The 13270-nt window shown below is 60.1% G+C and carries 11 protein-coding genes; 4 read left to right on the forward strand and 7 right to left on the reverse strand.

Annotation, left to right across the window (positions count from 1 at the left end; all coding sequences use genetic code 11):
• Positions 1–33: 33 nt before the first annotated feature.
• The 5 genes from LB536_RS07430 to LB536_RS07450 all read right to left on the reverse strand — a co-directional run bounded on the left by LB536_RS07430 (position 34) and on the right by LB536_RS07450 (position 5087).
• A complete protein-coding gene (locus tag LB536_RS07430) occupies positions 34–930 on the reverse strand; it encodes a UTP--glucose-1-phosphate uridylyltransferase (RefSeq protein WP_224590684.1) in 897 nt (298 codons plus the stop codon).
• Positions 931–1004: 74 nt separating this feature from the next.
• Positions 1005–1973, reverse strand: a complete 969-nt coding sequence (locus LB536_RS07435; RefSeq protein ID WP_140760666.1) for a glycosyltransferase family 2 protein — start codon at positions 1971–1973, stop codon at positions 1005–1007.
• On the reverse strand, positions 1963–2910 hold the full coding sequence (locus LB536_RS07440; RefSeq protein ID WP_224591250.1) for a glycosyltransferase: 948 nt from the start codon (positions 2908–2910) through the stop codon (positions 1963–1965). The genes LB536_RS07435 and LB536_RS07440 overlap by 11 nt, the downstream gene beginning before the upstream one ends.
• The gene (locus LB536_RS07445) at positions 2910–3899 is read right to left on the reverse strand and encodes a glycosyltransferase family 2 protein (protein ID WP_224590686.1); all 990 of its coding nucleotides are present in this window, start codon (positions 3897–3899) and stop codon (positions 2910–2912) included. Before LB536_RS07445 ends, LB536_RS07440 begins: the two co-directional genes overlap by 1 nt.
• A 15-nt stretch (positions 3900–3914) precedes the next feature.
• Positions 3915–5087 (reverse strand): glycosyl transferase family 1, encoded by a 1173-nt coding sequence (locus tag LB536_RS07450; protein ID WP_224590687.1) that lies wholly within the window; start codon positions 5085–5087, stop codon positions 3915–3917.
• A gap of 441 nt (positions 5088–5528) precedes the next feature.
• Between LB536_RS07450 and LB536_RS07455 the strand changes: the two genes are divergently transcribed.
• The 4 genes from LB536_RS07455 to LB536_RS07470 all read left to right on the forward strand — a co-directional run bounded on the left by LB536_RS07455 (position 5529) and on the right by LB536_RS07470 (position 10845).
• Positions 5529–6845 (forward strand): glycosyltransferase family 4 protein, encoded by a 1317-nt coding sequence (locus tag LB536_RS07455; protein ID WP_224590689.1) that lies wholly within the window; start codon positions 5529–5531, stop codon positions 6843–6845.
• A gap of 244 nt (positions 6846–7089) precedes the next feature.
• A complete protein-coding gene (locus LB536_RS07460; protein WP_224590691.1) occupies positions 7090–7884 on the forward strand; it encodes a family 16 glycosylhydrolase in 795 nt (264 codons plus the stop codon).
• Between the two features lie 193 nt (positions 7885–8077).
• The gene (locus tag LB536_RS07465) at positions 8078–9187 is read left to right on the forward strand and encodes an acyltransferase family protein (protein WP_224590693.1); all 1110 of its coding nucleotides are present in this window, start codon (positions 8078–8080) and stop codon (positions 9185–9187) included.
• Positions 9188–9351: 164 nt separating this feature from the next.
• The gene (locus tag LB536_RS07470) at positions 9352–10845 is read left to right on the forward strand and encodes a lipopolysaccharide biosynthesis protein (protein ID WP_140760808.1); all 1494 of its coding nucleotides are present in this window, start codon (positions 9352–9354) and stop codon (positions 10843–10845) included.
• 224 nt (positions 10846–11069) lie between these two features.
• Here LB536_RS07470 and LB536_RS07475 read toward each other — a convergent pair whose 3' ends face one another.
• Both LB536_RS07475 and LB536_RS07480 read right to left on the reverse strand, forming a co-directional pair.
• Entirely contained in the window at positions 11070–12008 is a 939-nt protein-coding gene (locus tag LB536_RS07475) for a glycosyltransferase family 2 protein (protein ID WP_140762678.1), read from the reverse strand.
• A 97-nt stretch (positions 12009–12105) separates the two neighbouring features.
• Positions 12106–13218, reverse strand: coding sequence for an acyltransferase family protein (locus tag LB536_RS07480; protein WP_224590694.1), 1113 nt, complete (start codon positions 13216–13218; stop codon positions 12106–12108).
• Positions 13219–13270 lie beyond the last annotated feature (52 nt).

The raw sequence follows: 13270 nt of genomic DNA on the forward strand, positions 1-13270 counted from the left end.
CAGCCGCCCGACAATGCTCCCGAAAGATGGGCATTATGCGGCTTCTTCCTGGCGTTCATGCGTCCGGACGCACTCCCGGAGCATCTCGAAGACCGGGCCCTTCATGTCGTCGCGCGCCAGCGCGAAGGCGACATTGGCCTGGATGAACCCTTCCTTGGAACCGCAGTCGAACATGCGGCCCTTGAAAGGCTGGGCAAAGAATGGCTGCTCCTGCGACAGGCGGACCATGGCGTCGGTCAGCTGGATCTCATTGCCGGCGCCGCGTTGCTGGTTGCCCAGAAGCTGGAAAATCTCGGGCTGCAGGATGTAGCGGCCGTTGATGTAGAAGTTCGACGGCGCGTTGGCCGGCGCAGGCTTTTCGACCATGGCCGTCACCTCGAAGCCGCCGCCAATGTCGGCGCCACGGCCGACGATGCCGTATTTGTTGGTCTCGCTTGCGTCGCAGCGCTCGACGGCGATGACGTTGCCGCCGGTCTCGGCATACAGGTCGGTGATCTCGGCCAGGCATCCGCGCCCGCCGAAGGAGACCATGTCGGGCAAAAGCAGGGCGAAGGGCTCGTTGCCGATGACCTCGCGCGCGCACCAGACGGCATGGCCGAGGCCTTGCGGCGATTGCTGGCGGATGAAGGAGGTGGCGCCGGCCACCGGAAGCAGGCTTTCCAGCGACTGCAATTGCGCCTTCTTGCCAGTCTGCTCCAGGGTTCCGATCAGTTCGGGATGGAGGTCGAAATAGTCCTCGATGACCGCCTTGTTGCGGCCGGTGACGAAGACGATGTGCTCGATGCCGGCCTCGAAGGCCTCGTCCACCGCATATTGCACGACGGGCCTGTCGACGACGGGAAGCATTTCCTTCGGCATCGACTTGGTCGCCGGCAGGAACCGTGTTCCAAGCCCCGCCACCGGTATCACGGCCTTCCTGATTTTCTTCATCGCAAATTCCTTCTGAGGAGATCGACTTCAGTCCATTCACAGGCCACGAAAAATCCCTCCATGTGCCTGCATCTTCACCTCCCCACCCCCACGGCAAACTGTGCCGCTACTCTTCGCAACCGCACGGCGATCGGCATGCCCATATGCCTGACCGCCGCCGGGTCGCTGAGCGCCGTCCGGATCGCCTTGAACGGGGACCGCGCCTTGATGTGCTGGACCATCGCCAGGAACGAGGCCGCCTTGCGCAGGCTGCGGCCGCGCCGGGCGAAGGCTGCCTGGGCCGCCTCGTCCATCCGATGGGTTTGAGCGAATTCGGCATCCGCCTTGCGCATCGCCTCGACATGATGAGGCTCGAGCACGCGCGAGATGGAACCGCCGCGGATATGATAGGCATAGCCGATATCGGGCTCGACCACGCATCTGCCACCAACGGCCAGGGCTTCGGCAAACAGGATGTAGTCCTCGCCGATCCTCAGTTTCTCGTCATAGCGCAGCCGGTTTTCGTCGAGGAAACTGCGCAGGAAGATCGGCTTGAGGTAGCCGAGATTGAATTTCGATTCGAAGACGACATTGCCGGCGATGTAGGTGGCCAGCGAAATCTCGCGCAGGTCTTCCAGATACTGGCGCGGGAACATCGCGTCCTCGACCACGCCGTCCTCGCGGACGACCTGGAGATTGTCGACAGCGATCTGGGCCTTCGCCTTTTCGGCGCGGCCGATCATGGCGGCGATGCGGCCGGGAAAGACGGCGTCGTCGGAATCGAGAACCGCGATCCACCTGCCGCGGGCGGCGTCGAGCCCGGCATTCCTGGCCCCTCCGGGACCCCTGTTCTTTTCCAGCGCCACGACGCGCACGATGTGCTCGGGATAGGCCCGCGCCACATCGAGTGTGCCGTCACGCGACTTGTCGTCGACGACGATGATCTCGAGGCTGACACCCTTCTGGGCGATGGCGCTGGTGATCGCCCGATCGAGGGTTGCCTCGGCGTTGAAGGCGGCAATCACAAAAGAAACATCGGGGACGAAGGCAATATCAGGCTGCACGCTTGCCTCCTTCCCCTGCTGGCTGGCCGTAGAGGCGCAGTTCGCGGACACCGACAAGGCCGCTGACGACGCCGACATGCATGATGCCGCGCAGTACGCTGCGGTTCCTGCGTATCGGGCTGGCGGCAACCGGAAGTGCGGCGGCGAAGCAATAAGCGGCCTTTGCCGCCGCAAGGCCGGCCTGCTTCGCCCGCGCGATGCCGCTGGCGTTGCGGCCCAGGAGGTGGCCGTGCGTCTGGCCGACCCGGAAACGGCGACGGCTGAGCCAGTCGAACGCGGCCCTGGCCCGCGGCACCGCCTCGTCCACCCATGCCTCCGGGGCAAAGGCGATCCGGCCGCCTGCCTTGTGCATCTGGTCGAAGAATTCGGTGTCCTCGCCGCCAGTCTGGCCGCGCGCCAGGCTGAAGCGACGGCCGCGCAGGCTGTCCGATCCCATGCGCAGCAGGACGTTGCAGGTGTAACCGGTGCGGATTTCGCCGCGCACGCGGACCGGCAAGGTGGAATGGAAATCGCCGCGGCGCATCCAGTCCGGCGCATCCGGGCGATAGAGCGCGCGCACCGGGCCGAGAACCGCGGCGGCGCCGCTCGTCTCGGCCGTCGCCACCAGTTCGGCGAGCCAGTGGGCGGTGGCGGTCTCGTCGTCGTCGATAAAGGCCAGGAAATCCGCCTCGCTGGCGTCGAGGCAAGCGTTGCGGGCAATCGAGATGTTACGCGCCGGGCAATGCCGGTAGCGGACCGGCAGGTTCAATTCCTGCGACAGCACCGTCACCAACTCCCTGGCGCTTGGCATGTCGTCATTGTCGGCGACGATGACGCCGACCTCGAAGCCGTCAGGCACGGCAAGAGCGGCGAGCGAGCGGAGCGTATCGGCCAGTTCCGGTCGCCGGAACGTGCACACGCCGATGTCGATGCTTCGGCTCCTGGCCTCGACCGCCATCACGCCGCCCTCCGCCGCGCGCCGAGGCCGAGAAGCTGCAGCCAGAAACCGACGGACCAGCCGAAATGCATCACCATTGCCGAGACGCCGGCAAGCGCGATGTCGGCATTGCGCTGGCCGATGGCCGTCACCAGGCCATAGCCCAGGCACACCGCCGCCCACAGCAACAGCGGCAGCGCCGCGATCCAGTGCACGAAGGAGAAGGCGGCCAGCAGAACCACCGGGAAGACCGCCAGCGGCACCATCTGCCTAACCTTCGGGATCACGCGGTGTTTCAGCACATTCTTGGCCCGGCCACGGCCATAGCCGAGATACTGGAAATAGAGGCCGCGCAGCGAGGTACGCGGATAGTAGATCATCTGCGTCCTGCCGCTCATCCAGATCCTGTAGCCGGCCTGCCTCAGCCGATAGTCGAGTTCGGCATCCTCGTTGTGGCTGAACGTCTCGTCATAGCCGCCGACAGCCTGGAAGGCCGATATCCGCATCAGCGCGTGATGGCCGTGGTCGACCCATCCCCCGGCGGAGAGGTGGCGATGCTTGGAGCCGCCGGTGCCGAGCTTGGAGTTCTGCGCCGCCGCCACCGCTTTCTGCACGGTGCCGCTGCCGCTGGTCAGCATCGAAACCACGACCGAATCGGCGCCGGTGGCCGACGCCTCCTCGACCAGCCGGTCGCAATAGTCATCGGGATAACCGCCATGGGCATCGATGCGGATCAGATATTGCGCGCCTTCGCCGAATTCAGCCACCGCCAGGTTGATCGCGGCACTCTGGATGCGCTTTTCATTGTGAAGCAGGATGATGCGCGGATCGTTCCTCTGGCGCTCGCCGACGATGGCCAGCGTACCGTCGGTGCTGCCGCCGTCGGCAACGACGATCCGCGCGCCAAGCCGTTCCGCCGCCGGGCAGAGCCGGTCGAGCAGCGCACCGATATGGGTTGCCTCGTTGAGACATGGGATCACGATCAGGCTGGGGGCAAGCGCTTGCGTCATCGGGCGATGTCCATCCTATGCCAGGGCCTCAGTCGCGACGGGTTCGCGCACGGTGGTCAGCCGGCGCAGTTTTTCGACCAGGGCGCTGCAGTCGCTGCGATCGTAGCTCCACATCCGCGGATTGTGCGCCAGCACGCGCGCCTTCAGCCTGCCGAAGCGGTGCTGTTCCATCCTGCCAAGCGCGGTTTCGAGCGCCTCGGGCGTGGCCTGCGGCAACAAAACGCCGATATCCCGCTGCCGCAGGAACCGTCCGGTCTCGGTGTTGTCCATCGAGATCGGCACCGCGCCGAAGCGGCAGCCTTCATAAAGGCGGTTGGGCAGCAGCCATTCGGAGTTCTGTCCCTCCTCGAAGAAATCGATCGCCCAGGAGAAATGGACGTCCTGATAGATCGCCGCCATGTCCTCCGGGTTGCGATACGGCCCGCAAAACGACAGGTAAGGTTCGGCATCGACGAAAGCATGGAAATCCGGAAATTCGGAAAGTGCCGGACGGCCGCGCAGCACGATCTCGAATCGACCCTCCATGCGGCGCGTGAAACCGGCCAGCAGTTCGAGCGAGCGGCGGCACCGAAGCGCCCCGAACCACCCGATCCGCCATGGCGGGGCGACAGGTCCTTCCACCGCCTCGCGTTCACCAGGCAGAACAGCCGCTGCCTCGAAATACTTGTTCTCGACCAGTTCCACCGGTGCCGCGACCTGGCGGAACGGTTTGAAATAATTGGCGATGAAGGCCGGCGAACTGGTCACCAGCAGCTTCACATCCCGCGCCAGATGGCGCTCGGTGGCGCGCAGCGTCTTGCCCAGGGCATCGTCGCGGAGCACCAGGCGGTGAATGTCCAGGCATTCATAGACGATCGGGACAGCGGCGCCGAAAGCCGACCTTGCACGGCGGGCCAGCGCCAGCATTTCCAGATTGCGCGCGATGATGAGATCGGGCCTCGGCGTGCCCCTCAGCTTCGTGCGAAGCGAAACCGCCGCCTTCGCCACCGCCGCCAGGCGGTGGGGGAATCGGCCGTCGCGCGTCGCGCCAAGGTCGATCGGCCGCGATCCTTCAACGTCGGCAATCGGATTCACGGTGCGGCGGAAGCCCGCCAGGGTGACCCTGGCGCCACCTGCCCTGAGCATCGTGGTCCGCCGGCGAACCGCCGGGTCGGAAACATCGTGCACCAGGTACAAGACATGCAGCATGAAAACTCGATCGCTGTTGGCCCACCCGAAGGGAAGCCTAGTACAGCTCTTGCTGCATCGCAACATTTTTGGTGCGCCGTAGCAAAATAGCCATCTCTACCGCACCGCACAAAACACATGATCCAATTTTTTGACAGCGCTGGGGCGACCGTACAATCGAACCATCGGAGGCGACATGGCCTGCCGCGCCAGGAAATCGGGGCGTTTCGCTTGCAAAGCCCGCAACATGACGGCCACGTCAGGCCAAATCGCTCCCCACCCGGCAAAAGAGCTAACAGTTAATCAATTGCTAAAATCATATTGCACCGCAACAAAAAATGGTGTTGAATTCTTGTCAGGGAAGTTGGGCCTCGAGTTTGGCCAGGGATCCGCTGGCTGCATTCTGTTGCAGCGCGGCAGCATGCTTTTCTGCATCTTTGGAATAGCTTGCGAATATCCCCGATGCCGCTGCTTGAAGACGAGTGGTTCCGTATGGGCAAATCTCTTCGCATCGCCGTCTATGACGACAAGTATCCGACCAGCTTCGTTACGCCGCGAGCGTCCAGGCATACGATCCTGCGACAGCGATTTCTGCCATTGAATCTGGTCTCGTCCAAGCTGGAAGGCGTGACGCTGATCGAGCCTGCCTTGTCTGTCGACATGGTGCATGCATTTAACCGGATACCGATCAATTCCTCCAAGTACATCATGTCGTTTGAATCCCATTTGCCGCGACAGTTCGCCCTTCGCAAACGCGGGTTGATGGCCCGCTATCTCAGGTCGCGAATTGCCAGCACAAGCTGCCGTCGCATCATCGCACTGTCGCATTTTGCCCGCAGAAGTTTTCTGGCCCAGCACAGCGACAATCCGGAAGTCGGCCTCCTGATGGAGAAGCTGTTGGTCCGCCACCCGAACGTCGTGGTGCCGGCGACGGAAGACGCGATGTCCGAAAACAGCGCCGAGGAACTGGTGCTGACATTTGTCGGCGCTCACTTTGGCCGCAAGGGCGGATGCGTTGCGGTCAAGATCGCCGAAAAAGCCATCCAGCAGAAATTGCCAATTCGGGTGAACGTTGTCTCAAGTCTCCAGGTTGGCGGCCATATATGGACGGATCCGACAGGTCCGGGATTCTTCAACCCCTATATCAAGCTGCTCGAACTGAGAAACGTCCAGCATTACGGGGTGTTGCCTAACCAATCGGTCCGACAATTGCTGCGCAACTCGCATTTCGGCATCCTCGCCACGTTTGGCGACACTTTCGGCTATTCAGCGCTGGAATCGATGTCAGAGCACACCCCTGTTCTTGGAACAAAGGTCTGCGCCTTGCCGGAATTCCTCGAGGACGGCATCAACGGGATTGCCTTGCCTGTCAGGCTCGACGACATCGGCGATTGGTGGAGTCCGGGATACGACTCGCGGGGGGAGGCGAAATATGCCGAATATTTCCGTGATGAGGTCGAACGGCTCGCCAGTTTGGCCGTCGACCGATTGAAGCTATACATAGGGCAACCCGCCTTGATGGCACCGCTCCGGCGCGACGCCCGCAGGACCGCGGAGACCATGTTCGGGGCCGAACCCGCAGGCGCGTTTCTCGATGCGCTTTACGATCGTGTCGCATTGGAAAGAGTGCGCGAGCCCGTGCAACTCGATCCTGCCCTCGATGTTGCGTCTCCCCAGTGCTTGCAGCTTGAAAGCGTTCGACTCGGTCCATCGCAGTTTGAACCTGGCGGGCAAAATACAGTGGGACGGACCCACCCCCCGATTGCCTCCGCGGCTTGAGCGCCTCTCCAGGAGTTGCAGCGCTGCTCTTGGCCTGCGCCCGCCGGCAATCTCCTGACACGAAAGGCCTTTTTCTGCATTGCAATATTTTTGATGCAATGCAGCAAAAAATCGCCTTATCATTGGTGTATGGCTCAATCACCGAAGTGGCGCCCATGCCACTGGAACGCCACGGCCGCGTCGAACGGCCGGCTTTGGCATCGTCGCCGCTGACAAGGTCAAGGCGACCCAATGGAGGCTAGCGATGAATTCCACACGCAGACAATTCCTCACGCTTCTGGCGGCCTCCACCGCCGTGCAATGGGTCGCCGGCCATGCATTGGCCGAGAGCGCCACGGAGCGAAGCGGGAACGTTGCCCTCGACACGCTTCCCGACTGGTCGGGTGTCAAGCTGCAACTTTGGAAATACAACAATCCGTTCGTGCCGTCGCAGTGGAGCGAACCCAAGCTTGGAGGCTACGACTGGAAAGCCGCTAACGTCAAAATCGTCGACGGCGCGCTACAGCTTACCGTCAGCGAGAAGGCATCCGCAGAGGTAATGTCCGGCGCCAACTCCGCTTCCTCGTCGGCAAAATGGGAAGTGGACGTAACGCTTCCCACGATGAAGCCAGGGCTAATCGCGGCGCCGCTTTGGATTTTCAACGACAAGGCCCATGAGGAAGTCGACTTTGAGATCGTCGGCACCAAGGGGATGCAGATTACTGTCTGGGCGAACGTCGACAACAAGCACAAGACCGTTTGGGTTAAATTGATCCAGCCTGGCGACCTCTCGGGCAAACGATATCGCCTCGGCATGCAATATGAGGCGGGGAAAAGAGTTGCCTTCTTCATCGACGGCAAGGAAGTGGCCGTCGTAACGCCGGCCGACACCCCCGGCGGAGCGTTTCCGAACAAGCCCATGCAGCCGTATTTCGACCTGTGGGTGGCGGCAGGCGCGACCATGGATCCGCGCTGGGCCGGCAAATGGGAGCCAATGGCCGCCTCGGAGAGACTGGTCATGACACTCCACGGATATAGGCGCAGTGACGTCGGCCAATGAGCTGAACCTTCACGGCGCCAAGGCTGCTTTGTCGAGCATCAAGGCATGGGCGCCGGGTATGCTGCATCGCAACAATATTGGCGCGGCGCTCCACGTTTTCTGTTGCACTGCAAAATTATTGCCGTAGTTTGTGGTCGGCGGCGGTTGTGGATTTCGGGATGCGGAATCCGCGCAAAGATCAGGAATCCTGAATTTGGAAGCCAATCCATTCGATCAAACAGAGAGAGCGCTGCGAGAGCCGGTCGTACCCGGACATGTCGGGCGCACGCCTGCACCAGATCAACGCATAGTATGGGTGGATATCTGTCGGGGATTTGGCATCATACTCGTGGTCGTTGCGCACATTTTCATCGTGAGCCACGATCCAGTTAAGCAGTACATGGCCTGGGGCATATTCCTTTTTCATATGCCGCTTTTTTTCATCCTCTCCGGCTATTTCTACTCGCCTTCCTCCACCTCAGAGCTTGCCAGGAAACGGAGCCAGTCCCTCCTTCTTCCCTATGTCGGGTTTCTGGCGACACTCGTTGTTCTCGACGTCATATGGACCTATGCGCGAGGCCAGACACTCGCACCATGGCAGTTCCGCGAAATCGCGATCCATAGCGTACTGGGCGGCCAGTTTCTCGACGGGAAGTTCGGCACTTTCTGGTTCGTGACGTGTCTGTTCCTCACGCAACTGGCATACAACTTCGTCGGCGCGAGGTCGCAATCAGCCCTGTCGCCTGCGGTGCTGACTCTGGTCGCTTGCTCATGCGCCTTAGGCTACCTGGTGATGCACGAGTTCCCGGCGGCAAGAACACCATGGGCAATATCTTGCATTCCAATCGCGATGGTTGCCTTTTGGTTTGGCCACATGCTGGCTCAGAGGCCTTCACTTGGCCAGTTTTCGATCACTTTCCTGTCCGGCGCTTTCGTCATTTGTACCGTGGCGGCAATCGCCGGCGTGCATTTTAGCTTTAGCATGAAGGATACAAATTTCGGCCCGCCTTTGCTTGGCATTCTGCTCGCGACGGCGCTTTCGGTTGCGGTTATGCTGACCACAATGAAGCTGAGCAATTGGCCTCCAGCAGAGTGGCTTATCCCTGTGGGCAGAGCGTCTCTGGTGATCATGTTCGTGCATCAGTTCGTGCATTTCACGTTGCGGGACCTGGGTGTATCGCGGGATTTGGAACTGATCCTGGCGGCTGTGATCGTTCCGTTTGCCCTGTGTCTGGTGATGGACCGGTTCTGGTTTTCGCGCTGGATGTTTTTGGGCAAGGCACGGAAACCGATCCCCGGGAATAAATTGGCAAACGCCGCCTGAGCCACCAGGGAGCGCGGCTTGCCGCACCACGAACGGCACTGCAGCATTTCTTGTACAGAGCGAAAAAGAACGGCGTTTTTTGTTGCACTGCAAAATTATTGCCTTAGGGTTGTTCCGGGCGGTGTTCGTGGATCCAGGGATCCGTGCAAATCAAGGATTCCGCTTTGGAAACCAGTCCATTCGATCCGCCGGAAGGCTCGTTGCGCAAATCAGTTGGACGTGGCGCAGTTGTGACCGCCCTGTCGCAATCCGTGCGAGTCGCGACGCAAATCATCTCTGTCATTGTCTTGTCGCGGCTCTTGTCGCCCCAAGATTTCGGCGTCGTTGCGATGTGCGCGCCGGTGCTGGCCTTCATCGCGCTGTTTCAGGATTTCGGCCTAACCCAAGCGACGATCCAGAAGTCGGCAATCCGGCATGAGGAGGTCAATTATCTATTCTGGATCAATGTTGCCGTCAGCGCTGTCCTGGCCTGCGTTCTCGCCGGAGCAGCACCGCTGGTTGCCGGTTTCTACGGGGAACCCCGCGTCACGGGCCTGGTGGCCGCGTTCGGCCTGCAGATCATGGCCTACGGACTGGGTGCGCAGCATCTGGCGTTGCTGACACGCCGGATGCAGTTCGACCGGCTCGCCCTGATCGACGTTGCCAGCGCTATCGCGGGGCTGGCAGTATCCATTGCCTGGACGTACATCGACCGCTCATACTGGGCGCTGTTTGCCGGCACATTGACGGGCGCCGTGCTACCGACCCTCTGTTATTGGGCCAGCTCGCGCTGGCGGCCCGGCCGGCCGCGCAATGTCGCAGGGATCAGCGAGTTGATGAACTTCGGCGCTGGCGTCACCGGCTTCAACTTCGCCAATTTTTTTGCCCGCAACCTGGACAATGTACTGATCGGAAAATACTGGGGAGAGGCTCAGCTCGGCCTTTATGACCGTGCCTACAAGCTGCTCCTGTTTCCGCTCAGCCAGATCACCAATCCGTTGTCGAAGGTGATGGTGCCGGCGCTCTCAAGGCTGAAAGACGAACCGGACCGTTACCGCAGCGCATTTCTTCGCGTGATCCCGCTGATCCTGATTGTGGCGCTTCCAGGCGTCGCGTTTGCCGCGGCGATGTCGGACACTCTCATTCCGTTCGTGCTCGGTGAGCAGTGGCGCGCAAGCGCCAGCATCTTCTTCGCTCTTGGATTTGCCGGGCTCCTGCAGCCTCTCAACAACCCGTCAGGATGGCTGTTCGTCAGCCAAGGTCGCTCTGGCGACCTCATGCGCTGGGGCGTCGTCACAGCGGTGACGTCGATCATCGCCTTCCTGCTTGGCTTGCCCTATGGCGCCTTGGGTGTGGCGAGCGCCTATGCAATCAGCGAGTATCTGAGAACACCGTTCCTGTGGCTTTATGTCGGCAGGAGCGGGCCGCTGCAAGCCCGTCACATGTTCCGGACGGCTACTCCGTTCGTTCTTGGCGCCCATACGGCGCTGGCCGCAGTCTGGTTCATCAAGCCGCTGCTGCCACAGCAGCATATCTTCGCCTTGGCAAGCGGCGCCGTCCTTGCCTACCTGATTACTATTGTGGTCGCGCTGGCATTCACGGCGGGCCGCGAAGCCTTACGCGAGGCCATGCAAATCCTCCACACAAGGACGGCTGTGGCTGCACCGCGCGAGGCGTGACATCTGCGCATTCCTCCGGACCGGGTTCTGGGCCATTGCACCCGCACGGCTATAGCATGTCGCGGCGAATAGGATTCGCCCGACCTGCTGTAAGCTTCTGATTTCATGCATGTCGTTATCCCAGAACCGAGGACGCTTCCGGGCGACATGCATTAGCGCACACCCGTCGGCGACTCAGCGATTGCTAGATTCGCCGACTTTACGCAATTCCCGACGAAAAAGCGCTACGCACCAATTGCTCTAGAATGCTCGAATGGACTGCCGTACCGCTTGATCATGCTCCTGATCTGCTCGTCATTGGCGCTCTGCCCCACATTCGTGAGATGGAGAGCCGAGGTCTGCGTCCCCTGCCATGGGATGGGGAACCATCCGTTTCCAGCCATCACGTACGAACTTCCTGCCCTGCGTCCCATCCAGAACAGCCAGACATCGTCGGCGCTTGGACAGAGCCGCATAAATTCTGCTTCATCCAGAACTTCCGGCGCTAGTGAACCGGGCGGGTAGAGCACGCCACCCACACCGGTCGGAAACAGGATCGGAGAGGCGGCCCTGGGGTCAAAATACCATTTGTGGTAAGGTGCGAGATTGCCGGCTTCGTCGAACCTGACCGTATGGGCCCGATGGCAGACGATCGTCCTTTCAGCCGCTAGCATAACCATCCGCTCCAGCCAACGACCGGAATAGTAGACGTCGTCGTCGGCAGTCACGATGAAGGCATTCGGAAAGGCAGCCAGCGCCGGAACAATTTTCTTATACGATCTACTGTTTTTGCAGGAGCGTATTTCCAGTCCGTGAGCTTGGAGTTCCGTGACTGATTTTGGCAGTGACACGATATCCTCCTCGGCGATCCATAGGATCGTCCTGTCCGCCTGGACCGATTGAGACAAGAGGCACTTCAGCGTCAACGGGAGTGTCGAAAATCGTGCTGGATAGGACGTCAGGGAGACGATCAATTCTCCCGGGAGTTGATGCGTTCGGCCTGGCCGCGACAGTTTCCACCTGAGGAAAAGCGCGGAGCGTGCCGTCGCCTGCGAGGAAAGACTCGACGTGGTCCGGCGAAGCATCGCAAGTCGCCAGCCGGCAGCATGGCGCAGACGCCTTGTTGCTCGTTCAAGACGGCCTTCTGTGCCGCGTTCCGCTTGGCGCCCGGCCATCATATCCAAGTCCGATCCTAGACCATCGACCATTCCAAAACGTAAAGGGAATTGTTCGCAGGCGCAACATCGATTTGTGCGCCGCACCATGCATCATCACGCACGATCATGCAGACTCCCATCGCAGGGCGGGAGTAGCTTGTTTGGAGGTATCGAAAGTACTCGTAAGGAAACGGCGTATCGGGATATCGTAAATCTTGTACACTATCAGAGAAAAAAACGCAATTCCAAATACAAGCGCGCAAGCCAACACGGAGGGAACTACTTGATCAAACAGGCCAAGCCTGTACATAAGCGGCTCCGACCAAGCATACATTGGCTCATGCAGTACGTATATAGGGAAAGATACCGCGCCTGAAATCGCGGCGATTTTCGCCCCAACCCCATCCAACTGCGCGTTGGCTCCTGTAATCACAATTAGCGGGAAAACAATCAGGACAGACAAAGCAGCCATGATTGTATTTCCAATATTTCCCAAATCCGGCACGGCAAAAATCGCTATCAAGATCACTGGAAGGGTCCATGCTGGCGCCCTTACGCGACTTATCCAGCTGTCCCCCAAGCGCCGAAAGATGATGACGCCGAGAAAAAACGAACATGCGGTGCGGGGTAAACCGGCCAGAAGCATCCATCCGTACGGACCATATTGGTTTCCGATGAGACCGAAATCCCCTTTTACAGCAACCGCGATCAGGTAGACCACTGCAGTAAAAACTACAATTAGTTTCAATGAACTGTTTGTGAGCCTATATAGAAAAGCAGCGAACCCTATATTCACCAGAAGCTCAAAGAATATCGACCACAGAGGCTGATCGGCATAAAATGGCTGGTTGGCTATGGAGTTTGGAAACGGCATCGGAATTGCTGCTATGCCGAACAATGTGATCTCTATCGCGTCCGCTATTCTGCCTTCATTTCTTATTTCCTTCAACAAAATGAACGCACCACCGAGGAACGCCCCGAGGATTATCAGAGGATACAGCCTTATCAGGCGTTTTATCAAAAACCGGCGGAGGCTCATTCCAGCGATCAGTTTGGGCTCATAGGCGTAGGCGATCACAAACCCGCTCAGGAGAAAAAAGAAATCCACCGCCAAAGGTGCGTGTTGCAGAAAGCCACCATCGTCCGCGAACCACCAGCGCCGATGGAACAGAACGACAGCGATCGCCGCGATGCCTCTGAGGCCATCCAACATTACAAACTTGTGTTTTTCTGCCATTCTTACCCTTCGGGCGCTACGTCGAGATCCGGTCGAGCGCCAAAGCCGCAGT

Source organism: Mesorhizobium sp. ES1-3, from assembly GCF_020164795.1.
Taxonomy (GTDB): Bacteria; Pseudomonadota; Alphaproteobacteria; order Rhizobiales; family Rhizobiaceae; genus Mesorhizobium.

What these genes read in the sequence shown, in the direction of transcription:
- LB536_RS07440 (WP_224591250.1), bottom strand. Translation starts at nt 2,910, where the DNA reads ATGGCGGTCGAGGCCAGGAGCCGAAGCATCGACATCGGCGTGTGCACG.
- LB536_RS07460 (WP_224590691.1), top strand. Translation starts at nt 7,090, where the DNA reads ATGAATTCCACACGCAGACAATTCCTCACGCTTCTGGCGGCCTCCACC.
- LB536_RS07445 (WP_224590686.1), bottom strand. Translation starts at nt 3,899, where the DNA reads ATGACGCAAGCGCTTGCCCCCAGCCTGATCGTGATCCCATGTCTCAAC.
- LB536_RS07480 (WP_224590694.1), bottom strand. Translation starts at nt 13,218, where the DNA reads ATGGCAGAAAAACACAAGTTTGTAATGTTGGATGGCCTCAGAGGCATC.
- LB536_RS07450 (WP_224590687.1), bottom strand. Translation starts at nt 5,087, where the DNA reads ATGCTGCATGTCTTGTACCTGGTGCACGATGTTTCCGACCCGGCGGTT.
- LB536_RS07430 (WP_224590684.1), bottom strand. Translation starts at nt 930, where the DNA reads ATGAAGAAAATCAGGAAGGCCGTGATACCGGTGGCGGGGCTTGGAACA.
- LB536_RS07455 (WP_224590689.1), top strand. Translation starts at nt 5,529, where the DNA reads ATGCCGCTGCTTGAAGACGAGTGGTTCCGTATGGGCAAATCTCTTCGC.